Below are 21,624 nucleotides of genomic sequence, written 5' to 3' on the forward strand. Positions count from 1 at the left end.
TCTTGCAGGCCATAGAGCATTCTCGTCGTCATTCGGATGGCCATCCACCCCCACCCCCTTCCCCTCGGAGGTAGGTCCGTCCATGCACACCCCGAAATCGCCGGCACGCGGCCGGGTCGGTCGCCTGCTGCTCGCCGCCGCGTTCGTCGCGGCCGGTGGGACGGTCGCGGCTGCCACCACCGCCACGCCCGCCAGTGCCGCCGTCCCACTGAACGACAGCGAGGTGACGGCCAACCTGTGGCAGTGGAACTGGCCGTCCGTCGCCGCCGCCTGCACCAACCACCTCGGCCCGGCTGGATACGGCGCGGTCCAGGTGGCCCCGCCGCAGGAGTCGGTCAGCCTTCCGAACAGCGCCGACGGCGTGCACCCCTGGTACGAGGTGTACCAGCCCGTGTCGTACAAGCTGGAGAGCCGGTTCGGTAACCGGCAGCAGTTCGCCGCCATGGTCACCGCCTGCCACGACGCCGGCGTACGCGTCTACGTCGACGCGGTGGTCAACCACATGGCCGGGACGAACAACCCCGGCGGGACCGTCGGATACGCCGGCACCCAGTTCTCCGGCTACGGCTACCCGGCGGTGCCGTACGGCAACGGCGACTTCCACCGGCCGGGCGACAACTGCCCGACCAACGGTGCGATCAACGACTGGAACAACGAGGCACAGGTCACGAGCTGCGAACTACTCTCCCTGTCCGACCTCTACACCGAGAAGGACAGCGTCCGTACCAAGATCGCCGCCTACCTCAACGACCTGATCGGCCTCGGCGTCGACGGGTTCCGGGTGGACGCGGTCAAGCACATCAGGAAGGACGACTTCGCCGCCATCCTGGGCAAGCTCGACAACACCGTCGCCGAGGGCAAGCGCCCGTACGTCGCCCAGGAGATCTTCGACGGCGCCAGCAACGACGCCCTCAAGGCACGGGCCTTCATCGGCAACGGCGACGTCCTCGACTTCGCCTACGCCAAGGGCATCAGGTCCGCCTTCCAGGGCTCCATCTCCGCCCTGGCGAACATCCCGAACTGGAACCTCGACGCACCCGGCGCCAACGTCTTCTCCATGGTCACCAACCACGATCTCGAACGTGACGGCGTCGTCCTGTCCTACAAGGACGGCACCGACTACGTCCTGGCCAACTACTTCGCGCTGGCCTACCCACACGGCAAACCCTCCGTGTTCGACAGTTTCCCCTGGAACAACCGAAACCAGTCCCCGCCCCACAACGGCAACGGTCACGTCACCGACACCGTCTGCGGCAGCGCCTGGAACTGCCTGAGCCAGACCACCGGCATCAAGGGCATGGTCGGCTGGGCCAACGCCGCCAGGTCCGTCAAGTCCGTCTCCAACTTCACCACCGTCAACAGCAACGTCATCGGCTTCCACCGCGGCGACCGGGCCTGGATCGGCGTCAACGACTCCGGAAGCCCCGTCACCCACACCTTCGTCACCGGCCTCGCCGACGGCGAGTACTGCGACGTCATCTCCGGTGGGACCGGCGGGACCGGCTGCACCGGAACCCGGGTCACCGTCGCCGGCGGCCGGGCCACCGTGACCATCCCGGCCAACAACGCTGTCGCCGCCCACATCAACGCCCGGCCCACCCCCGGCGTCACCGTCAGCACCACGTTCACCGCCAGCGCCGCGCTCGAGGCCGGCCAGACCCTGCACCTGGTCGGCAACACCGCCGCCCTCGGCGGCGGCAACATCGCCAACTCCGTACCGCTGACCGGCAACGGCACCACGTGGACCGCCACCGCGAACCTGCCGGCCAACACCACGGTCTCCTACCGCTACCTGGTCAGGAACGGGACGACCGTGATCGGGCAGGAAGCGACCGACCGGACCTTCACCACGCCGGCCAGCGGCACCCCGACCCGGACCGACACGTACGTCCCGGGCCCGGTCACCGACACCATCGCGACCACCTTCGCCGTCACCGCCACCACCAGCGGCCAGGAGGTCTACGTGGTCGGCAACATCCCCGCCCTCGGCTCCTGGAATCCGGCGGGTGCGGTCAGGCTGACCGCCCAGGACGGCAGTGTGTTCCGGGGCGTCGTCGAACTGCCGAAGTCCACGACGGTGGAGTACAAGTTCATCAAGCGGACCACGGCGGGCGTCGTGACCTGGGAGTCCGGAGCCAATCGGACCCTCACCACCCCGGCGACCGGAACCCACGCCGTCACCGAGACCTTCCGGGGCGACACCGTCACCTCGTCGGTCGCCGCCTCCTTCAACGCCACCGCCACCACCTACTACGGCCAGAACGTCTACGTGGTCGGCAACATCCCCGCACTCGGCTCCTGGAACCCGGCCAACGCCGTCCCGCTCTCGCCGGCCGGCTATCCCGTGTGGCGGGCGACGGTGAACCTGCCGCCCAACGCCACCGTCGAATACAAGTACCTCAAGAAGAACCCCGACGGGTCGGTCACCTGGGAAAGCGGCGGCAACCGCCACTTCACCGCCCCGGCGACCGGCACCCACACCAACAACGACACCTGGAAGTAGCTCCCGGCGTCATGGTGGTCGGCCCCGTAACGCGGTGGCCGACCACCATCGGGAAGATCCGGCCTGCCGCCGAGGCCCACCGGTCGGTGGGTCCTTCCGCGTCAGCGGCAGTGCCCTTCACGATCACCGGTCGGGGCGCTCGTCGCGCCCCGACCGGTGGGTGGTCGGCGGTGTCCGTCAGCCGTTGTCGATCAGGCTGGCGATCTCGTTGTAGATCAGGTGTGCCTTCGCGCCCTGGTTCGACGGGCAGCCGCCGAGGTGGTGCAGGGCGATGACCTGGTGGTTGCCGTTCAGGACCGGCGAGCCGGAGTTGCCGCCAGAGGTGTCACAGCTGTAGCTGATGTTCCAGGTGTTGTAGTTCGCGTTCCGCACGGTGCACGTCGGGCCGCCCTGGCTGTCCTCGTAGATCGACAGTCGCTTCGGGGTGCCGTCGCCGTGCCCGGGGATGTAGATCCGGGTGCCGGTGGTGGTGGCGGTCGTCGCCAGGTAGAGCGTGCCGAAGCTCTGGATGCTGGCGAAGTTGTTCACCGAGTACAGGGTGTAGTCCAACTGGTTCGATCCGCCGCTGCTCACCCGGTAGAGGGTGGCGCCGCTCACCTTGGTGCCGGCGCCCGGGTTCGCACCGCCGCAGGTGGCGCACTGGTAGTTGAACTGCATCTCACTGCCGCTGACCGCGGCCTGCGTCGAGAAGCAGTGCTTGTTCGTCAGCATGCGGTTGGTGTTGCCGACCCGCCAGGTGGTGCACAGCCCGCCGCCGCTGATCAGCAGCCGCGCCACCGCCCTGCCGCGGGCGTATTCGGTGGGGTGGCTGCTCTGGTAGCAGACCGCGTCGCGGCGGGCGTCGGTGCTGCAGACGGACTGCGTGGAAGGGTTGTACCGCGCGATCTCCGCACGGTCGTAGCCGCGCCAGAACCGGTCGACGATCGCCACGTTGCCACGGGACGGGCGGCTGCTGTGGAGCGTCACCACCGCGGTGTCGCCCTCCACCGACATCGCCCAGAAGCCCGGCTGTCCGTCGGTGGTGTAGTCCGAGCCGGTCGCCCGGTTCAGGTGGCGGTCGTACCGGTAGCTCTCCTTGCCGTCGGCGCTCGACACGGTGACGTAGTCGCCGTCCGCCAGTTGCAGCGAGCTGAAGTGCACCTTGATGTAGGTCGCGCCGGGGTGCCGGATGACCTGTGTCCGGGCGTCCTGGGCGGTGGACGGCGAGCCGTCCACAGTGCGTAGTTCACCGATCGTGGTGACCCCCTCCGCCGAGAACTGATCGGCTTCGGGAGCCCGCTGCGACTGTGGTGCGAGAGGTGCGACCGGGTACTCCTCGGCGGCGGCGGATACCGGCAGCAGGCTCAGCCCGAGCGTGCCGGCGGCGAGCGCCACGGCGGCCGTTCGTAGGCGGCGCAAGGCAATGTTCATCGTCGCTCCCCTCCAGGAAACCAGCACCCAGACGTGCTTTCCGTCTTACTACACGAAGGAAGGCGAGACATGCAAGGTTATCGATGCCTTCGTGCCCTGTGCGCCACTTCGCGGACGCCACCGCCACCTCGTCGCGCAAGGCTTCGCGCCGGCCACGGACGACTGGAGGTTCGCGCTCCGCGATCCAGCGTCAGCGGTCGATGTTGTGCCTGGAAAGCGGTTCCCCTACGATTCGGGAGAGCCGGATCCGTCCTTTGAACAGCGTTTCCACCCGATCTGCGGCCCCACCGCTGCATCCACCGCCGTGCCCGGGCAGGCCGGCGGACGCCGTCCCGGGCAGACCGGCGACTCCGGCGGATGCCTGTCCCGGCCGCAGAACTCCGGTGGTGCGCATCCGGATTCCCGGAGGCGATCGTCCATGCACCCGTCCAGACATCGACCAACCCTGCTCGCCGCCACCGCGCTCGGCGCGCTGGCACTCAGCACCTTCGGTGCCGTGCTCGCATCGGCGGCCGCCGCCGGTTGCCGGGTCGACTACCAGATCACCAACCAGTGGCAGGGCGGCTTCGGCGCCAACGTCACCGTCACCAACCTCGGGGATCCGATCGACGGTTGGACCCTGACCTGGTCGTACGCCGCCGGCCAGCAGGTCGCCCAGGCCTGGAACGCCACCGTCGAGCAGAGCGGCGCCCAGGTGACCGCCCGCAACGTCGACTACAACGCCGCCATCGCCACGAACGGCAACGTCGCGTTCGGCTTCAACGGCTCCTGGACCGGCACCACCAATCCGGTGCCGTCCGGCTTCGTACTCAACGGCACCACGTGCACCGGTGGCGTCACGCCGACCGGCACCACCGCGGGCCCGACCACGCCGCCACCGACCACGCCGCCGCCGACGACCCCGCCGCCCACGACCCCGCCACCGGCGCCCGGAACCCGGCAGGCCGAGAACCTGGACCGGGGCCTGGTCAGTGTCCGGTCCGGCAACGCCAACCTGGTGTCCTGGCGCCTGCTGGGCACCGAGACCACCGGGGTGTCGTTCAACCTCTACCGGGGCGGCGCCAGGCTGAACCCGACGCCGATCACCGGCGCCACCAACTACCTCGACGCCGGCGCCGCCGCCAACGCCAGCTACACCGTCCGGGCCGTGGTGAACGGGGTCGAGCAGGCAGCGTCCCCGGCCGCGCTGCAGTTCCCCAGCGGCTACCTGGACGTGCCGTTGCAGGTTCCGGCGGGTGGCAGCACCCCCTCCGGCGAGTCGTACACCTACTCGGCGAACGACGCCTCGGTCGGTGACCTCGACGGCGACGGCCGCTACGAGTTCGTGGTCAAGTGGGACCCGTCGAACGCCAAGGACAACTCGCAGTCCGGCTACACCGGCAACGTCTACGTCGACGCGTACACGCTGACCGGGACCCGGCTGTGGCGCATCGACCTGGGCCGCAACATCCGGGCCGGCGCGCACTACACCCAGTTCCAGGTGTACGACTACGACGGCGACGGCCGCGCCGAGGTCGCCATGAAGACCGCCGACGGCACCCGCTCCGGCACCGGCCAGGTGATCGGTTCGGCGTCGGCCGACCACCGCAACTCCTCCGGCTACGTGCTCGCCGGCCCGGAGTACCTGACCGTCTTCGACGGCCGGACCGGCGCGATCGCGGCCACCACGGACTACGTACCGGCCCGGGGCACCGTCTCGTCGTGGGGCGACTCGTACGGCAACCGGGTGGACCGGTTCCTGGCCGGCACCGCCTATCTCGACGGCACCCGCCCGTCGCTGATCATGGCCCGCGGCTACTACACCCGCTCGGTCGTCGTCGCCTGGGACTACCGCAACGGCGCGCTGACCCGGCGCTGGACCTTCGACTCCAACTCCTCGACCAACGGATCGGCGTGGGCCGGGCAGGGCAACCACTCGCTGTCGGTCGCCGACGTCGACGGCGACGGCCGGCAGGAGGTCGTCTACGGCGCGATGGTGGTCGACGACGACGGGCGGGGCCTGTGGACCAACCGGCTCGGGCACGGCGACGCCGGCCACGTCGGCGACCTCGACCCGAGCCGGCCGGGCCTGGAGTACTTCAAGGTCAGCGAGAACGCGTCCAGTCCGTCGTCGTGGTTCGCCGACGCCCGTACCGGGCAGCCGATCTGGCAGACGGCGCCCGGCGGCGACAACGGACGCGGCGTCGCCGGCGACATCCACGCCGGCAGCCCGGGCGCCGAAGCCTGGTCGTCGGCCGTCGACGGACTGCGCAGCGTCACCGGGGCGAACATCGGCCGCAAGCCGTCCTCGACGAACTTCCTCATCTGGTGGGACGGCGACCCGGTCCGGGAACTGCTCGACGCCACCCGCATCGACAAGTACGGCACCGGCGGAGACACCCGGCTGCTCAACGGCAGCGGGGTGGCGTCGAACAACGGCACCAAGGCCACTCCGGCCCTGTCCGGCGACATCCTCGGCGACTGGCGCGAAGAGGTGGTCTGGCGCACCACGGACAGCCGGGCGCTGCGGATCTACAGCACCCCGACCCCCACCGACCGCCGGATCCACACCCTGATGCACGACCTGCAGTACCGGGTGGCGATCGCCTGGCAGAACACCGCCTACAACCAGCCGCCGCACCCGAGCTTCTTCATCGGCGCCGGCATGTCCACCCCACCCACCCCCGACGTCTACCTACGCTGACGACCCGGCCCGGGCCCACCCGGCCCGGGCCACCCGGCCCGGGGCCACCCGGCCCGGGCCACCCGGCCCGGGGCCACCCGGCCCGGGGCCACCCCGATCCGTTCAGGGGAACGGATGCGGATAGGGGTTGATCTCTTCGGGAGGCAGCGGTGTGGACCGGTAGCCCAGCCGTACCGGAAGCTCCCGCAGCCGTGGCAGGTCGACCCGCCGGTTCCGGTGCCCGAAGACCATCGGCAGCGTGCCCGGAATGATGACCTTGACGCAGGTGAGGTCGACGGCGGCCTGCTCCCGGGCCGTCTGCTCGACGACGACCACGTCCAGACCGCTGTCGAGATACCGGCCCACGATCCATCGCAGGTCCTCGAGCAGATCAGTGGCGGGCCGGTAACGCTTCGAGGGCGGGAACGCGGTCTCCATCGAGACGACTTCGTCGCGTCGGTAGAGGAAGCCGAACCGGTCCCAACTGTCCGGGGAGGCGGCGACCAGAGCGTGATCCTCCATCGACCGGACCAGGTCGGAGTCGGCGACCAACCCCGGTGCCGTGGTGTCGCCGGCCACCATCTCCTTCGTGGCGTCGGCGACACTGGCCAGTTCGACCAGCCCGGACCACAGTGCCCGTTCGGGGTCGAGGTGCGCACCCGCACCGCAGAACGCCTTGGGTTGACCCGTACGACCTGTCTCGTCCACCAGCATCAACCAGAGCGCGGGAACCCCCTCCGGCATCGTGATGTCGAAGACGTGCAGCCGACTTCCGGTGGACCGTTCCAGCCAGCGCACCAGCAGCCGGGTCATCGGATCCGCGGAGGTCAGCGGGTCGACCCGTGGAACCGGCAGCCGGGCGAACCAGGTGGCCAGGAAGGCGTCGCGTTCGGCCACCTCGAAGATGCCGTGCAGGATGGCCTCTTCCAGGTTTCCGCCGAGCGCGCAGCCGTTGGAGCTCTCCAGTCCGAAGGCTGTCGCATGGGAGCCGTAGTAGGCCGAACTCTCCGGGACCAGGACCGGGCCGCCCCGGCGGAAGGAGTAGCCGTACACCCACTCCACCGGCAGATCCGGGGAGTAGCGCACGGCGTGTTCGTGCGGTGGGGCGTCAGGCAGTCCCAGGGTCGGTGGTTCGACCGCACGCTCGGGGCCGAGCTCACCGAACGTGGCGCGTACCCGGGTCCGGCGGGACCGGGGCAGGGTGCCGCCCAGCCGCTCCAGCGCTTCGGCGATGGCGACCGAGACGCTGGCGGGATAGCTGAACGTGCGCCCGTAGCCGGACAGGTCGGTGCAGCATGCCGGCCCGCCGATGGCCGCGGCCAGGATCATGGGGTGGTTGTGGTGGACGGTCATCGACGAGATCAGGCCGGTCTCGACGTCGACCATGGTTTCCAGCAGCCGCTCGTGCTCGGCGGCGAGGCTGCGGGCGCGGTAGTCGTCGGGAGCCGGTTTCGGCCGGGACACCAGTGTGAAGCTGCCGGCCTCGGGACCGTCGTCCGGCAGTGTCGAGCACATCGGGCACTCGGGGTCGGCGATGAACCGGTGCCGGCTGACCGCCAGGTTGGCGGTGGTGACCTCCAGTACCGCGTCGGCGCAGCGGGGTGCGGCACCGCGGGCCACGCGCGCCAGTTCGTCGGTCACCAACGCGGCCACGGTGGTGAGCACCGGCGGGCCGAGAACGGGAGGCGGCGCGGTGACGGATCCCTCGTACAGGCCCTGCCAGAGAGCCGACCGCTGGGGTGTTCCGGTGACCCGCGCCCGGCCTTCGCGGACCCGTACGCAGTGATGGCATCCGGGGTGCCCGGCCACGGTGAACGGACCGATCCGGACTCCGCGCGGGGTCGGGTAGACCGGTAGGAAGTCCCGGCCGTCCCGATAGGCCGTGCGGGCCGCGTCCAACACCTGGTCGGCCCGGTCGACGCCGTCGACGACGAACAGGTCGACAGCGCGGTCGTGGTCGGTCCGGAGCCGGTCCGTCGCCGCCGCCACGGCCTGGAACAGGATGCCGTCCCCGTGGATCTGAACGGCCCGCGTCGGCGCGATCATCGTCTCGGTCATCCGATGCTCCCGGGTCCGGGCGTCAGCATGGCTTCGACAACGAACGGAAGCACGTCCCGTGTGTCGCGGAGGTGGTCGACCGGCCGCAGGAGCAGCCGCTGCCCCGAGTCGGTCAACTCCTTCAGTAGTGGGGCGAGCCAGGTGTCCCAGTCGCCCGCACCGAGGTCCGGACCCACGTCCGCGCCGGCCGGACTGCGTCCGGTGAGGCCGGCGACCGCCGCCTGCATCGCCTGTTCGAGGGCGGTGTCGGTGTCCGGGGCGGTGGTGTGGGCGAGCCAGCCGGAGGTGGTTCCGACGAAGACCGTCGGGGTGCTGGAGGCGTCGTGCCAGGCGTGCAGGTCGTGTCCGAGGACGCTCATGTCCGCCGCCATGGTCCGGACTGGTTCGGGCCACTCGGCCGGGTCGATTGTGGAGCCGGCCGGGACCGTCGGGTCGGTGGGTGAGCCGGGCAACTGGCCGGCGTCCGGCGGCGTCACCGCCGAACGGCGCAGCCTGAGCAGCGCCCTCCCCAGGGCCTCCGCCCAGGTGAATCCGGCGGCCACCAGCGGTGCCGCAGGCTTCGCCGGGACGACCTCGCCCGTGGCCGGGTCCCACCAGTGAAACGGGTCGGTGGTTCCGGCCGGCGTGGTGTCCGTCGCCGTGGCCGCCCGTCCGGCGAGCGACTCCACCGCGGCCACCGCCGCACGGCTCAGCGCCTGCCGGCGACTGTTTCCGATGGCGGTGACGGTCGTCGGCCCGGTCCCGGTGCCGGCCACGTCGGCGACGGTCGCCTCGATGCAGCTCACCGACAGCTGTGACTGCCGACCGGTGCCTATGTCGAGGACCGGCCCCAGTCGTGGGTCGATCAGGGTGGCCACCCGGGTCGCGAACGTCTCGGCGTCGACCGGGGTCCGGCGCGCCATCAGCGCGATCCGCTCGGCAAGCGGTTCCGCCGGCAGGGAACCGCGGCAGGAGCGGCAGCGGGGATGGACGCCGAGCAGGTGCTCGCTGGTGACCGCCGATTCCAGGTCGATGTGGGTCATGCGGTTGGTGGCGACGGTCTCGGCACCGACTGCGTGCCGGAAGTAGCCGAAGCCGAGCGCCGTTCCGATGAGCGCGCCGACCGGAGCGGTGAGGTATTCCGGGACGGGGTCCGGCTGGTCCGCTTCCAGCGGGGCGTCACCGGACCGGCCGGTGCCGTGCAGGCTCCAGACCGCGCACTCCCAGCAGCCGCCGACAGCTCCACCGCCGGTGGGGCCGACCCAGGCGCTGTCGGCGGTGGCGAGGGCATGCAGCACCGGTACCCCGTGTGCGCGGGCCACCCGGTTCAGGGTCAGCGCCCGGCCGGCCATCAGCCGGTCGGTGCAGTGCAGCACGGCGTCGTATTCACCGACCAGTGCGGCCAGCGCGGTGTCGTCGGCGAGGTCGCCGGCGCGCTGCGGACGCAGACTCAGCTCGACGGTCGGGTCATCGGCCCGGCAGCGGTCGAGAATCCGCTGGCAGGCGGCCGTGTCGGTCGGTGACTCGGCGGTTTCGACCAGAGTGGCCGTCCGCAGTCCGAGGTCGAAGAGGGTCTGGACCAGTGTGGCCAGGCCCGGTCCGGCGCCGATGAGCAGGACCCGGCTGTTGCGGAAGGATTCGAAGCGGTGCAGCGGGGCGTCGGCGGCGTGTTCGGCGAAGGAGATCGCCTGCCGGTATCGGCTCAGTTCCCAGTCCTGTAGCCGGTGGGGCGGCTCCCGGTCCAGGTCACGGGCGATGCCACGGTGGACGAGCATGGCGACCAGATTGGTGACCAGCCGCTGTTGGTCGGGGGCAGGCTTTCGGTCAGTTCCGCGACGGTCCGGCTGCCGTCCAGGTGCGGGGCGATCCGCCGGATCAGTCCGTACGCGGCCCCGCCACTGATCTCGGTGCTGGTCGTGCCCGTCTCGAGGTAGACGCCGGCCTCGGTCGCCACATACATCAGGTCGTCGCGCAGCTTGGCTCTCATGCGGCCACCGCCCGGTCGAGCATGCCCATCCGGACGAGGACGGCGCGTCCGGTGTCCTGGAATGCCTGGCGGCCGTGCAGGTACCGGGAGTTGTCGACGACCAGGACGTCACCCGCCTGCCAGGGCACGGCGACGGTGAGGTCCGCGGCCGCCGCGGCGGCGGTGGCGACGAGGTCGTCGTCGACCGCTGTCCCGGCCGGGGTCCGCACCCGCAGCCGCCGGTCCCGGTACTCGTCGTCGCGCGGCCGGCTGATGAACAGGGAATTGCAGAAGGCGGGAACGGTGCCGAACACGGTCGGCGGGGTGCAGCGGGTCCCGAAGCCGATCGTCATCGCCTCGTCGGTGAAGTCGACGTGGATCGACTCCCACGGCCGCAGGTACGGCTCCCACCGCCGCAGCGCGCCTTGTGCCACGGACCGGTCGGTGGTCCCGAACATTCGTTGCCAGGCGGCGGTCGACATCCGGCTCTCCCAGGTGATCTCCATCTGTTCGAACTGCTCACGCACCGGCTCGGGCAGGGCGGCGAGCAGCGCGACCCCGTCGCAGAGCGTCGTGCCGCCGCCGTCGGCCGCCGGTCGTTCACACAGGAAGGTCAGCAGGTCGGGCGAGCCCGGGGCGTACGACGCCTCGCGGTGCAGCGGCATTCCCCGGGTGCCCCGGGTGACCGTGGTCGTGGTCGGGTCGTCACCGACGACGTCCCGCTCGTCGTGGAACGCGCCGTCGTACGGCAGTGGTGTCATCAACGCGTCGCCGAGCCGTACGAACGTCTCGCGCCGCCAGCCGCCGTCGCGGAGCAGCGCCGCGCCGTGTCGGGCCAGGGTCGCCAGGACCGTGTCCGGTGCCGGTTGGCCGGTCAGCACCGGGATCTGGTCGTCATGCATCCGAGGTTCCTTCCGTGAGTGCCACGGCCAGCAGTCCGGCACGCGGTTTCGGCGCACCGAGCAGGAGCTGCACCACGGGGGTGTGTCCGTGGGGCAGTCCCAGTTGTTCGGCGGCGTCGCGGGCCGAGAACCCGCCGATCGGGCGGGCCGCCGCGCCGACCGCCTGGCAGGCCAGGGCGGTCAGTTGTACGACGGCACCGGTGAGCAGGTGGAGTTGGCGGAACGCCGTGGGCGTCAGGTCGGCCATCGGTTGGTGGCCCCCGGCGACGACGAAGACGGTGACGCCGGCGGTGGCCATCCGGCGGTCGACCACGTTGGTGGTCGGGGCCTGCGGCCCGGTGCCGGCCGATGGCCACAGCAGGTGCTGTCGCGGGTCGTACCGGTAGGCGCCGGGCGGCAGCCCGTCGACCTGACTGACCAGGCACCACAGCGACGGGTGGAGCGGGTGCCGGGACAGGGTGTCCAGTGCGGTGGTGGTGGCCCGGTGACCGCCGGCGTACGCGAGGATGTCCGCGAGTTGCCCGAGGCGCAGGCCGGGGGCGAGGTCGCTGGCCGAGACCCGGCCGGCGGCGGCGCCGGCCAAATCCAGGGACGTGACCTCGGGCAGGCGGACCGGTGCCGTGGTGGGCGGCGGTGGTGATGCCGCCGCCCCGGTGTCCGGCGGGTGGGGATCCGCGCGGACCGCCGCGTCACCCCCGGCCGAGATGGCCCGGTGCAGGGCGACCGCGCTGGGATCGGCGTCGGCCAGGGCGAGCCGGTCGTTGGTCAGGCCGACCGGGTCCGGCGGCGGGGTCCGGTCCGGCGGGGCGTCGGGCTCGACCGTCGCGGTGGTGGGGAGCTCGATCACCGCGTAGACGCTCTCCACCACGCCGTCGAGTCCGAGCAGGTCGTCGGCGGCCCGCGGATCGGGAGCCAGGTGGACGGTGGCGGCCGGTGTCGACGTGAGCAACTGTCCGAGTAGGACACCGACGTCGATGGTGCCCAGCTGGTAGCCGAACGCCCGGTACTTGCCGCTGTTCTTCCACGGCCGGCAGGCCAGCAGCAGGGCGCTCCGGCGTGCCCCGTTCGCCGGGGTTCCCGTCGCGCCCAACAGTCGGTCCAGTTCGGCGACCGGGCTCGCGGAGCGGAGCAGTTCCAGGCAGTGATGTACGTGGTCGTAGTGGTAGACGCCGGCGGGCAGCTCGGCGGACCCGGTCCAGGCGAGGTAGATCTCGCCGGGATAGTAGGCACCACCGGACGGTACGGACCGGCGCAGGGTGAACCAGGCGGGCAGGACGCGGGCGAAGACCGGTCCGCTCGACGGGGTGCCGGTCAACGCCGACAGCCCGGCGGAGGTCAGCGTCTCCACCCGACGCGGTCCGTAGCCCAGCAGCAGTGCGCTGAGCCGGTCGAGGCCGGCACCGGTCAGCGGTGGTGCCCCCGGTCCCGGCCAGGGCAACGGTGTACGCGGGCTGCCCGGATAGCGTTTGCTCCGCGGCGGCGGGTAGGAGGCGGGTACGGCGGCGCTCTGGGCGCGCACCGCGTTCAGATAGCGTTCGACGACGCCCTCGACGCCCTCCGGCCCGGGCCGGCTCTGCGGTTGGGGTTCCATCTCAGTTTCCCGCGCTTTCGTAACGACGCAGCCCGGCCTCGAAGACCCGCCAGGCACCGAAGGCGCAGGCCAGCGCGACGACCGGGGTCAGCGTGCCGACCGTGGCCGGGACGCCCTTGCCGAGCAGTGCCGCGGCGGGGAAATAGCCGACGAAGGCGACCGGGACGATGGTCAGCAGCGACCGCACGCCGGTGCCGTAGACGGTCAGCGGATACCGGGCCAGGTCGCCGAGCATGTGCACGCTGACCGCGATCGAGTTCGACGGGCTCAGCAGCCAGAACGCCAGCGCGTTGGTCGCGAGGTTGACGGCGGTCTTCACCAGCAGCCCGCTGGCCAGCAGGAGCCCCGCCCACAGCACGGTGGTCGGTGACCAGGCCACGTCGATCCGGCCGACCGACGCGGCCAGCAGCAACGTGCCGAACACGACGTTGCCCAGGCCGTTGACGCCGACGGCCGCACCGGTCACCTGGAGCACCACCGGGTAGGGACGGACCAGCAGGTAGTCCAGGGCGCCGAGGTTCACCATGCCGCTGAGATGCCAGGCACCTTCGAAGAACAGCGAGCCGATCCCCTCGGCGAGCATCACCATCGCGCAGACGCAGAGGACCTCCCACTGCGTCCAGCCCTGCAGGACGGGCACCTGCCGGAAGATCGTGGCCACGAAGACCAGCCCGGCCAGTTGGCCCAGTACGGCGGCCCCGATGGTGAGCAACGCGTCGGCCCGGTATTCCAGGACGGCACGCAGGTGCGCCCCGAGCAGCCGCCGGTAGATCCGTACCGCCTCGATCAGCCCGCTCATGTCAGCCCCCGTGCACCACGAGCCGACGTACCGCGACGCGCCAGAGCAGCCGGGCGCCGATCCAGAGCACCGCGACCCACAGCAACTGGGTGCCGATCAGGTACGCCGATTCGGCGCCCCGGACCTGGCCCAGGAAGATCAGCGCCGGGGTGGAGACGATGCCGGGAAACGGCGACCAGGCACAGATCGTCTGCAGCCATCCGGGATACAGGGCGATCGGCACCAGCGCGCCGGACAGGATGTTGGTGATCGCGACCCGGGACAGGCTCAGGCCGTGGAAGTTGCCCGTCCAGAAGCAGGCCAGCCCGACCAGATAGACCAGTGCGAACTTCAGCGGCACCATCGCGAGCAGACTGAGCAGGAACAACCCGGCCTGGGCGGGGTCGGGAAGCGGCATCCCCCGAACGCCACCAGGAGGACCGAGCCCATCACCGCGACCACGAACAGCTCACCGACGAGATAGCCGACCGACTCGGCGAACCGCGCCAACTGGTAGTCGATCGGCCGGACCAGGTCGAGGGCCACCGAACCGTCCAGCACCCGGATGGCGATCTGCCCGTCGGTGAAGCCGGACAGCAGGGTGCCGGTCAGGAAGGCGACGAAGAGATACGCCTTCATCTGCTCCCAGGACAGGCCGGCCATCTCGCCCCCGGGGTCGGCGGCGAACAACGCGCGCCACACCGCGAACAGCGCCACGGTCTGCACGGCGACCCCGGCGAGTTGGAGCAGGAATTCACCCCGGTAGACCAGGACGGTGGACCAGGCCATCCGGGCCAGACTCCGGTACGGTCTCATGCCGGCGTCGCCGAGGTCGGCCGCCCGAGTTCGCCCGCGTACGCCCGGCGTACCACGTCCTCGATCGACGGCTCGTCGATCCGCAGGTCGACGACCGGGGCCCGGGCGGCCACCGCCGCCACGATCTCGCCCGCGCCGTAGGTCGCGTGATCGAAGGCGATCGAGATGTGCCGGGGTGACGTCCCCGGGGACAGGTGGGTGCCCGGCAGGTCGGTGTCGAGGCTTCCGGCCCAGTCGGCGTCCAGCGTCAGGTGCAGCGTGCGTTGCCGGGCGACCTGCTCGCGTACAACGTCGATCGGCCCGTCGAAGATGACCCGACCACCGTCGATGATCACCAGGCGCTGGCACACCTGCTCGATGTCACCGATGTCGTGCGTGGTCAGCAGCACCGTCGTGCCGCCGCGGCACTGGGACCGGAGGAAGTCCCGGACCGCCTGGCGGGCGATGATGTCCAGCCCGATGGTGGGTTCGTCGAGGAACACCACGGACGGCGAGTGCAGCAGCGCGGCGGCCAGGTCGGCCCGCATCCGCTGGCCGAGGGAGAGCCGGCGGGCCACCACCGGCAGCAACTCCCCCAGGCCGAGCAACGCGTCGAACTCGGCGAGCCGTTCCTCGTACCGGCGGCGTGGAATGCGGTGGATGTCGCGCAACAGCGACAGTGAGTCGCGAACCTGGAGGTCCCACCAGAGCTGGCTGCGCTGGCCGAAGAGCACCCCGATGTTGCGCGCGTTGGCGAACCGGTGGCGGTGCGGGACGATGCCGCAGACCTCGATTTGCCCCGCGGTCGGTTGGAGGATGCCGGTGAGCAGCTTGACGGTGGTCGACTTGCCGGCGCCGTTGGGCCCCACGTAGGCGACGGCCTCCCCGGCCACGACGGTCAGGTCGATGCCGTCCACGGCGGTGTGCGAGCGGTGCCGGGGCCGGACGAGATGGCGCAGTGATCCGGTCAGCCCCGGCCGTTTGTCGGGCATCCGGAACGTCTTGGTCAGCCCGCGGGCCTCGATCACAGGGATGGGCGTCATCAGCGTGGTCAGCCTGGGGTCACTCGGTCGCGGCGGCCGGTGGGAGGTGCGGGCGCAGGCGCAGCACCGTGCCCAGGCCGTCGACCTCGCTGACGGCGGTCCCGAACGCGGTCCGCAGGACACGGGTGAGGTAGCCGAAGGTCGACGCGTCCGGGTCGACCGCGCCGGAGAGTGCGGCTCCGGTGCTGACCAGGTGGACCTCCCCGGCAAGGGCACCGGCGACGTTGATGAACTGGCACAGGTCGTCCCACCGCAGGTAGCGCCAGAAGTCGACGCTGACCACGGCGTCGAGGCTGCCCGGGGCGATCGGCGGGTTCATGCCGATCAGGTGATAGTTGGTGGGGCCGGCCGGGGCGGCGTAGTCGAAGGTCAGGGCCCCCTCGGGCAGGGTCGTCCGGTCACTGCCGGTGCCGATCCAGAGCACCCGGTGGCCGGGCAGGTACGGCGGAAGAAGCTCGACGGCGGGCCCGATCCGGCAGGCCGACCGGGCCAGGCAGTCGGCGATCGAGGCGCGGTAGTGCACCACCCGCTCCGCCGAGTCGTAGGCCTCCAGCATGCCGACGAACTCCCACTCGACGACGAGGTCCTTCTCGGCGGCGAGACCACGGTTGTCCGCGAAGTCCTGCCAGTTCCGGTCGATGTTGCGGTGGTGGGGCAGGTGGTAGGCGGCCGCCGCGTCGTCGTAGGCGAAGTTGCGTTCGAGCAGCCCGAGATGCTTGTGCACCCGGTAGAACAGCTCGATGTCCTCCAGGCCCCAGCGCAGTCCGAACCGCTCGTCGAACCCGCCGACCTCGTCGATCAGCTCCCGGGAGACCGACACGTTGTGGGTGAACGCGAACATCCAGCCCGCCTGCAACCATTCCTCGCCGGCCGGGTACCCGGCCGGAAACCGCAGGTCACCGCCACCGTCGGCGCGCCGGTTCGGGACCCGGATGGTCGGCTCGCCGGCCAGCGCGGCGTTGACGTGGGGCAGCCCCAGTTCGTCCCGCCGCCCGATCAGGACCGCGGGCCGGTCGGTGTCCAGGTGGTGGGTCAGGTGTCGGGCCAGCAGCTCGGGTGTGGCGTACGAGTCGGAGTCGAGGAACAGCAGCAGGTCGGCCGTTGCGTGCCGTACCCCCGCGTTACGCGCCGCCGCCCGGCCCTGACGCTCGGCCAGTTCGATCAGCCGCAGGTTCAGTCCCTTGCCGGCGTCGGCGACGTCGGTGTAGTCGCCGGCGTCACCGCCGTCGCGGACCACGATCACCTCGAACCGCTCCGGTGCCAGGCTCTGCCGACACAACGATCGCAGCGTCAACTCCAGGCACTGGGCGTCCTCGTGCGTGGGAATCACCACGCTGAGTTCGACACCGCCGTTCACGTCGGAAGCCATCCCTGAATCCCTCCCCGGATCCTCGTGTGCGGTCAGGGGTTGGGGCGCCGGCGCCGACGCCCCAACCGGCCGCCGGCACACCGCGTCGCGGCATGCCTGCGCCCGTTACCCGATCAGTGGCAGTTGATGCAGCACCACTGGATGGGCCGGCCGCCGCAGCCACCGCCGCAGCAGCTCTTGCCGTCGCTCGCGCCCTCGGTCACGGCGACGCTGCCAACCGGTGCCACCGCGTACAGGCCGGTCGACTGCTCGTCGCCGTCCACCCACGAGATGTCGGCGGCGTCCAGATCGGACAGATCAAGTGCTCCACCCATCACGAACCTCCTTCAGGTGAGGTGATCATCGCGATGAATATAGGGAGCGCTCCCATGCGGTCTCCACCCGAGAATGGTCACGGGGAGATAACTGGCGTTGAACGGAATCCGGCTGCGAGCGCGGACGCGTGCTACCGGCGGTGGCGACCGCGCCACCTGACGAGACGGACGCGGGTTACGTGCGTCGCCTCAACCCCGGGGCCCGCTGCTCGACGCATGGCTGGCCGAGGCCGCGGAGTGTTCGCCGCCGCGGGTGGACGAGGCGGCGCAGGCCGCCCACGCCGACTGGCGCGACGAACCGGCGTCGCCCCCAATCCCGCCATGGCGGAACTCTGGCGTACGACCCCGGGCCTGTGCCTGCCCGACGGCACCAGGATCTACGGGCCGCACGAGATCACCGAGCGGAACAGCACCCACGAGGTCGCCGGGTACACACCGGGACGGGTGCTCGTCGGCGACGACAGCGGAGGTGCCGGTTACCTCATGCGCCGCACCGGGACGGCCCCCTCCCCGCGCCCGGTCGCAGCGGGGCCGAGATCTTCCGTCTCGACCTCGGGGCCCTCTCCCCGACGTCGGGACCGAACTGGAAGAGCCCTACGCCGCCGGCAGATGCCTGACCGATCAGCGCCAGGCCGGTCAGCACCGCGCGTCCCCGGGGGTGCAGCAGCCATCCGCGCAGGTGCCGCCCACCCCGCCGGCCGGGGCGAGGCCGGCCGCCGGGCTGCAGCAGGTGTCGCCGCGCCACGCGTCGCGGCCTTCCTTGACGGCGACGGCGGCGATGACCAGCGCGGCGATCGGGTCGGCCCAGGACCAACCGAACAGGCTGTTGAGCCCGAGACCGACGAGCAGGACGGCGGACAGATAGGTGCACAGCAGGGTCTGCCTGGAGTCGGCGACCGCCGACCGGGACCCCAGTTCGCGGCCGGCGCGGCGCTGCGCGTACGACAGGAAGGGCATGATCAGCAGGGACAGGGCGGCCAGGATCAGGCCGATGCTGGAGTGCTCGGGCTCGGCGCCGCCGATCAGGGCGCGTACCGACTCCACCGTGACGTAGGCGGCCAGCGCGAAGAAGGAGACGGCGATGACGCGCAGCGCCACCTTCTCCCGGGCCTCGGGGTCACGGCCGGCGAACTGCCACGCCACGGCCGCGGCGGACGACACCTCGATGACCGAGTCCAGACCGAACCCGATCAGCGCGGTGGACGAGGCGATCGTCCCGGCGGTGATCGCCACGACCGCCTCGACGACGTTGTAGGCGATGGTGGCGGCCACCAGCAGCCGTACCCGCCTGGCGAGCACCGCCCGCCGCGCGGGCGCCGGTCCGACCGGGGCCGGCCGGACCAGGGGCAGGTTCATCAGCAGCAGCCGTTCTCGTCGCTGTCCGGGCACGCGGCCGGATCCACGGCGAGCACCAGCCCGAGCAGGTCACCGAGGGCGTGCGCCAGCCTGGGGTCGGCCAGTTCGTAGCGGGTGCGCCGGCCCTGCGGCGCCGCCACGACCAGCCCGCACCCGCGCAGGCAGGCGAGGTGGTTGGACAGGTTCTGCCGGGTGGTGCCCAGCAGCTCGGCCAACTCCGCGGGATATCCGGGTCCGTCACGCAGCGCCAGCAGCAGCCGCGCCCGCGTCGGATCCGACAGGGCATGACCGAAGCGGGCCAGCACCTGGCCGTACGTCAGCGTCTCCACGCCACGACAGTACATCATGCGCTGTACTGTTGGCAGTGACTGTCGGACGGCCGTCTCGCAGCGAACTCCCAGCCGCGCCCCAGCCGCCCAATGGGGCGGCGGCCGTATTCTCGCCGGTGTTCCGGGCCGCGGCCCGAGCGGAGGGCCCTACCCACGAAGGGGTGTCCCATGGCGGCGAACAACGCCAGGAGTCGCAAGCGCACCGCCAAACCACCGTCCGGTGCCGGCCGCACCCAGCCCGCGCGACCGGCACCGGCGAGCACCGACGCCGCCCGGACAGCAGCCCGGAAGACGGCCACGGCAACCAGGGCGGCCAAGGCCACGCGCAGGATCCGCAAGACGGGTATGAGCACCAACCTGAAGGTGACCCTGGGCGTGCTGGCCGTCGCGCTCGCCGTGGTGGTCGGTGTCGTCGTGGTCAACCGGAGCGTCGACACGGACACAGTGGCCGCCTCGGAGGCGCTGGTGCGCGCCGACAGCCACCGGCTGTCCACCGCGGCGGACGGCAAGACGACCGTGGTCGAGTTCCTCGACTTCGAGTGCGAGTCGTGCCTGGCCGCCTACCCCGGCGTGGAGCAACTGCGCGCCGAGTACGGCGACCGCATCACCTACGTGGTCCGCTACTTCCCGATCGCCAGCCACCCGAACGCCTACAACGCCGCGTACGCCGCCGAGGCCGCCGCCCGGCAGGGCAGGTTCGAGCAGATGTACAAGAAGCTGTTCGACACCCAGACCACGTGGGGCCACAACCAACAGTCCCAGGCCCCCGTCTTCGAGGGGTACGCGGAGGAACTGGGCCTGGACATGCCCCGCTTCAGGGCCGACGTGGCCAGCGCCGAGGTCGCCGACCGCATCGAAGCCGACGCCGCCGACGGCCAGGCACTCGGCGTGCAGGGCACCCCGACGTTCTTCATCGACGGCGGGCGGTTCGACGGCCGCCCCGACTACAACGGGCTCAAGACCGCCATCGACGCATCACTGAACTCGTGACTCAGACCCTCGCCGGCCAAGCCGGCACCCACCACGACGCCGGCCCGGCCCTGACCGACCGGATCGTCGGTTGGACGCTCACCATCGGCGGGCTCATCGGCGCCCTCGCCGCCTTCGTGCTCACCGTCGAGAAGATCGCCCTGCTCAAGGACCCCGCCTACACGCCCACCTGCTCCATCAGCCCCATCCTGTCCTGCGGGTCGATCATGACCACCGGCCAGGCCGAGGTGTTCGGCTTCCCGAACCCGCTCATCGGCCTGGCCACGTTCCCGGTCGTCGCCGCCACCGGCGCCGCCGTGCTCGCCGGCGGCCGGCTGCCCCGCTGGTGGTGGCTCGCCCTGCAGGCCGGCACCGTGTTCGGCGTCGGGTTCGTCCACTGGCTGTTCTTTCAGAGCCTCTATCGCATCGGCGCCCTCTGTCCCTACTGCATGGTCGTCTGGGTCGCCATGATCGTGCTGTTCACCTACACCACCCTGTACAACCTCGACCGTGGCCACCTACCCGCACCACGCCGGCTCACCGACACCCTCCTACGTGTACACAGCGCCATCCCCACCACCTGGCTGCTGATCCTCACCGCGCTCGTCGGGGTGCGGTTCTGGGACTACTGGCGCACCCTGCTCTGACTATCCCGCCCGCAGCCCGCCACGGCACCCGTGATCATCTGCTGCCCGGCAGTTCGACACGCCGTACCTGTAACGGCGGAACAGCTAACGATCACCACGCACCGCCACGTCATGCCGCCTACCCGAACCGTCAGCGTGGCAGGTCCTGGCTGAGCGCACCCTCGATGGCGGCGACGAGGTCGCCCTGGGTCCGTACGTCCGTCAGTTGCCGGCCGTTGAGGAAGAACGTCGGCGTGCCCTGGACCCCGGCGCGTTCGCCGTCGGCCCTGTCATCGGCGACGCGTGCGGCGGTCGCCGGGTCCCGCAGGTCGTGCCGGAACCGTTCGAGGTCGAGCCCCAGCGACTGGGCGTAGCCGACGAACAGGTCGCTCTGTGGCTGCTCCTGGTGTCCCCACTGGGTCTGGTTCTCGAACAGCAGGGCGTACATCTCGGGGAACCGCCCCTGGTTCGCGGCGGCCTGTGCGGCCTGTGCGGACAGTTCCGCGTTGGGATGGCTCGGGATCGGGAAGTACCGAACGACGAAGGTGATCCGGCCGTCGTAGTCGGCCAGGATCTGCCTGACCGCCGGGTAGGCCGCGCCGCAGGCCTCGCATTCGAAGTCGAGGAACTCGACCAGGGTGACCCTGCCGTCGGCGGCGGTGGCCAGGCGGTGGCTGTCGTCGCGGACGAGTACGGCCGCGTCCACCCTCCCGTCGGCGGTGGCCACGTCGAGTGCGGTACCACGGTTGGCGACCAGCAGCGCGGCGACCACGAGCAGCGCGGCGGCGACCACCCGAGAGTCACCCGGATGTTCGTGGTCATGCTCGCATCCTCGACTCTTCCGACGGACCTGATCTTGGCATTCCGTCGCCCGACTATACAGGCGCGGCTGTATCGGCCTGGCCGGCTCCGGGTGGACGGTGTGGGTTGGTGCCGACAGCGAGCACCGGGCCCGGCGGCTGGCAACGCCGACA

The 21,624-nt window shown here is 71.1% G+C and carries 18 protein-coding genes and 1 pseudogene; 4 read left to right on the forward strand and 15 right to left on the reverse strand.

Annotation, left to right across the window (positions count from 1 at the left end; all coding sequences use genetic code 11):
* The first annotated feature begins 82 nt into the window (after positions 1 to 82).
* Positions 83 to 2,503 (forward strand): carbohydrate-binding module family 20 domain-containing protein, encoded by a 2,421-nt coding sequence (locus tag Prubr_RS36110; RefSeq protein ID WP_246568144.1) that lies wholly within the window; start codon positions 83 to 85, stop codon positions 2,501 to 2,503.
* Between the two features lie 177 nt (positions 2,504 to 2,680).
* On the opposite strand, the gene Prubr_RS36115 is transcribed toward Prubr_RS36110, so the two are convergent.
* Complete coding sequence (locus Prubr_RS36115) at positions 2,681 to 3,913, reverse strand: trypsin-like serine peptidase (protein WP_212820198.1); 1,233 nt, start codon at positions 3,911 to 3,913, stop codon at positions 2,681 to 2,683.
* A 418-nt stretch (positions 3,914 to 4,331) separates the two neighbouring features.
* On the opposite strand from Prubr_RS36115, the gene Prubr_RS36120 reads away from it, so the two are divergent.
* A complete protein-coding gene (locus tag Prubr_RS36120; RefSeq protein WP_212820199.1) occupies positions 4,332 to 6,596 on the forward strand; it encodes a rhamnogalacturonan lyase family protein in 2,265 nt (754 codons plus the stop codon).
* Positions 6,597 to 6,698: 102 nt separating this feature from the next.
* Here the strand turns inward: Prubr_RS36120 and Prubr_RS36125 are convergent, their stop codons facing one another.
* The 13 genes from Prubr_RS36125 to Prubr_RS36180 form a co-directional block, all read right to left on the reverse strand.
* Positions 6,699 to 8,633 carry a TOMM precursor leader peptide-binding protein gene (locus tag Prubr_RS36125; RefSeq protein ID WP_212820201.1) on the reverse strand — a complete coding sequence of 645 codons (1,935 nt, stop codon included), beginning with the start codon at positions 8,631 to 8,633 and terminating at the stop codon, positions 6,699 to 6,701.
* Complete coding sequence (locus tag Prubr_RS36130) at positions 8,630 to 10,387, reverse strand: hypothetical protein (RefSeq protein WP_212820203.1); 1,758 nt, start codon at positions 10,385 to 10,387, stop codon at positions 8,630 to 8,632. Before Prubr_RS36130 ends, Prubr_RS36125 begins: the two co-directional genes overlap by 4 nt.
* Positions 10,315 to 10,599: a hypothetical protein gene (locus Prubr_RS36135; protein ID WP_212820205.1), complete on the reverse strand. Its 285-nt coding sequence runs from the start codon at positions 10,597 to 10,599 to the stop codon at positions 10,315 to 10,317. The genes Prubr_RS36130 and Prubr_RS36135 overlap by 73 nt, the downstream gene beginning before the upstream one ends.
* Positions 10,596 to 11,480 (reverse strand): TauD/TfdA family dioxygenase, encoded by an 885-nt coding sequence (locus Prubr_RS36140; RefSeq protein ID WP_212820207.1) that lies wholly within the window; start codon positions 11,478 to 11,480, stop codon positions 10,596 to 10,598. Before Prubr_RS36140 ends, Prubr_RS36135 begins: the two co-directional genes overlap by 4 nt.
* Entirely contained in the window at positions 11,473 to 13,071 is a 1,599-nt protein-coding gene (locus Prubr_RS36145; RefSeq protein ID WP_212820209.1) for a nitroreductase family protein, read from the reverse strand. Before Prubr_RS36145 ends, Prubr_RS36140 begins: the two co-directional genes overlap by 8 nt.
* Position 13,072: 1 nt before the next feature.
* Positions 13,073 to 13,870, reverse strand: a complete 798-nt coding sequence (locus tag Prubr_RS36150) for an ABC transporter permease (RefSeq protein ID WP_246568146.1) — start codon at positions 13,868 to 13,870, stop codon at positions 13,073 to 13,075.
* A 1-nt stretch (position 13,871) separates the two neighbouring features.
* Positions 13,872 to 14,213 (reverse strand): ABC-2 family transporter protein, encoded by a 342-nt coding sequence (locus Prubr_RS37925; RefSeq protein WP_281425973.1) that lies wholly within the window; start codon positions 14,211 to 14,213, stop codon positions 13,872 to 13,874.
* Positions 14,201 to 14,665 carry an ABC-2 family transporter protein gene (locus Prubr_RS37930; protein WP_281425870.1) on the reverse strand — a complete coding sequence of 155 codons (465 nt, stop codon included), beginning with the start codon at positions 14,663 to 14,665 and terminating at the stop codon, positions 14,201 to 14,203. The genes Prubr_RS37925 and Prubr_RS37930 overlap by 13 nt, the downstream gene beginning before the upstream one ends.
* On the reverse strand, positions 14,662 to 15,687 hold the full coding sequence (locus Prubr_RS36160; protein WP_343221567.1) for an ABC transporter ATP-binding protein: 1,026 nt from the start codon (positions 15,685 to 15,687) through the stop codon (positions 14,662 to 14,664). Before Prubr_RS36160 ends, Prubr_RS37930 begins: the two co-directional genes overlap by 4 nt.
* Positions 15,688 to 15,706: 19 nt before the next feature.
* On the reverse strand, positions 15,707 to 17,056 hold the full coding sequence (locus Prubr_RS36165) for a glycosyltransferase family 2 protein (protein WP_212820211.1): 1,350 nt from the start codon (positions 17,054 to 17,056) through the stop codon (positions 15,707 to 15,709).
* Between the two features lie 113 nt (positions 17,057 to 17,169).
* The gene (locus tag Prubr_RS36170) at positions 17,170 to 17,370 is read right to left on the reverse strand and encodes a hypothetical protein (RefSeq protein WP_212820213.1); all 201 of its coding nucleotides are present in this window, start codon (positions 17,368 to 17,370) and stop codon (positions 17,170 to 17,172) included.
* A 636-nt stretch (positions 17,371 to 18,006) separates the two neighbouring features.
* Entirely contained in the window at positions 18,007 to 18,726 is a 720-nt protein-coding gene (locus Prubr_RS36175) for a cation efflux transmembrane domain-containing protein (RefSeq protein WP_212828940.1), read from the reverse strand.
* A complete protein-coding gene (locus tag Prubr_RS36180) occupies positions 18,726 to 19,070 on the reverse strand; it encodes an ArsR/SmtB family transcription factor (RefSeq protein WP_212828938.1) in 345 nt (114 codons plus the stop codon). The genes Prubr_RS36175 and Prubr_RS36180 overlap by 1 nt, the downstream gene beginning before the upstream one ends.
* Before the next feature lie 330 nt (positions 19,071 to 19,400).
* On the opposite strand from Prubr_RS36180, the gene Prubr_RS36185 reads away from it, so the two are divergent.
* Together Prubr_RS36185 and Prubr_RS36190 are read left to right on the forward strand one after the other, a co-directional pair.
* Positions 19,401 to 20,045: a DsbA family protein gene (locus Prubr_RS36185; RefSeq protein ID WP_212820215.1), complete on the forward strand. Its 645-nt coding sequence runs from the start codon at positions 19,401 to 19,403 to the stop codon at positions 20,043 to 20,045.
* Positions 20,042 to 20,671, forward strand: a complete 630-nt coding sequence (locus Prubr_RS36190) for a vitamin K epoxide reductase family protein (RefSeq protein ID WP_425517969.1) — start codon at positions 20,042 to 20,044, stop codon at positions 20,669 to 20,671. The genes Prubr_RS36185 and Prubr_RS36190 overlap by 4 nt, the downstream gene beginning before the upstream one ends.
* 130 nt (positions 20,672 to 20,801) lie before the next feature.
* Here the strand turns inward: Prubr_RS36190 and Prubr_RS36195 are convergent.
* Positions 20,802 to 21,472, reverse strand: a pseudogene (locus Prubr_RS36195) (DsbA family protein).
* Between the last annotated feature and the right edge of the window lie 152 nt (positions 21,473 to 21,624).

The organism is Polymorphospora rubra (assembly GCF_018324255.1).
GTDB classification, from domain to species: Bacteria; Actinomycetota; Actinomycetes; order Mycobacteriales; family Micromonosporaceae; genus Polymorphospora; species Polymorphospora rubra.

Bases quoted from the DNA above. Each gene is read 5' to 3' on its own strand.
- Prubr_RS36110 (WP_246568144.1), top strand. From the start codon at position 83: ATGCACACCCCGAAATCGCCGGCACGCGGCCGGGTCGGTCGCCTGCTG.
- Prubr_RS36115 (WP_212820198.1), bottom strand. From the start codon at position 3,913: ATGAACATTGCCTTGCGCCGCCTACGAACGGCCGCCGTGGCGCTCGCC.
- Prubr_RS36120 (WP_212820199.1), top strand. From the start codon at position 4,332: ATGCACCCGTCCAGACATCGACCAACCCTGCTCGCCGCCACCGCGCTC.
- Prubr_RS36125 (WP_212820201.1), bottom strand. From the start codon at position 8,633: ATGACCGAGACGATGATCGCGCCGACGCGGGCCGTTCAGATCCACGGG.
- Prubr_RS36130 (WP_212820203.1), bottom strand. From the start codon at position 10,387: ATGCTCGTCCACCGTGGCATCGCCCGTGACCTGGACCGGGAGCCGCCC.
- Prubr_RS36135 (WP_212820205.1), bottom strand. From the start codon at position 10,599: ATGAGAGCCAAGCTGCGCGACGACCTGATGTATGTGGCGACCGAGGCC.
- Prubr_RS36140 (WP_212820207.1), bottom strand. From the start codon at position 11,480: ATGCATGACGACCAGATCCCGGTGCTGACCGGCCAACCGGCACCGGAC.
- Prubr_RS36145 (WP_212820209.1), bottom strand. From the start codon at position 13,071: ATGGAACCCCAACCGCAGAGCCGGCCCGGGCCGGAGGGCGTCGAGGGC.
- Prubr_RS36150 (WP_246568146.1), bottom strand. From the start codon at position 13,870: ATGAGCGGGCTGATCGAGGCGGTACGGATCTACCGGCGGCTGCTCGGG.
- Prubr_RS37925 (WP_281425973.1), bottom strand. From the start codon at position 14,213: ATGGTGCCGCTGAAGTTCGCACTGGTCTATCTGGTCGGGCTGGCCTGC.
- Prubr_RS37930 (WP_281425870.1), bottom strand. From the start codon at position 14,665: ATGAGACCGTACCGGAGTCTGGCCCGGATGGCCTGGTCCACCGTCCTG.
- Prubr_RS36160 (WP_343221567.1), bottom strand. From the start codon at position 15,687: ATGACGCCCATCCCTGTGATCGAGGCCCGCGGGCTGACCAAGACGTTC.
- Prubr_RS36165 (WP_212820211.1), bottom strand. From the start codon at position 17,056: ATGGCTTCCGACGTGAACGGCGGTGTCGAACTCAGCGTGGTGATTCCC.
- Prubr_RS36170 (WP_212820213.1), bottom strand. From the start codon at position 17,370: ATGGGTGGAGCACTTGATCTGTCCGATCTGGACGCCGCCGACATCTCG.
- Prubr_RS36175 (WP_212828940.1), bottom strand. From the start codon at position 18,726: ATGAACCTGCCCCTGGTCCGGCCGGCCCCGGTCGGACCGGCGCCCGCG.
- Prubr_RS36180 (WP_212828938.1), bottom strand. From the start codon at position 19,070: ATGTACTGTCGTGGCGTGGAGACGCTGACGTACGGCCAGGTGCTGGCC.
- Prubr_RS36185 (WP_212820215.1), top strand. From the start codon at position 19,401: ATGAGCACCAACCTGAAGGTGACCCTGGGCGTGCTGGCCGTCGCGCTC.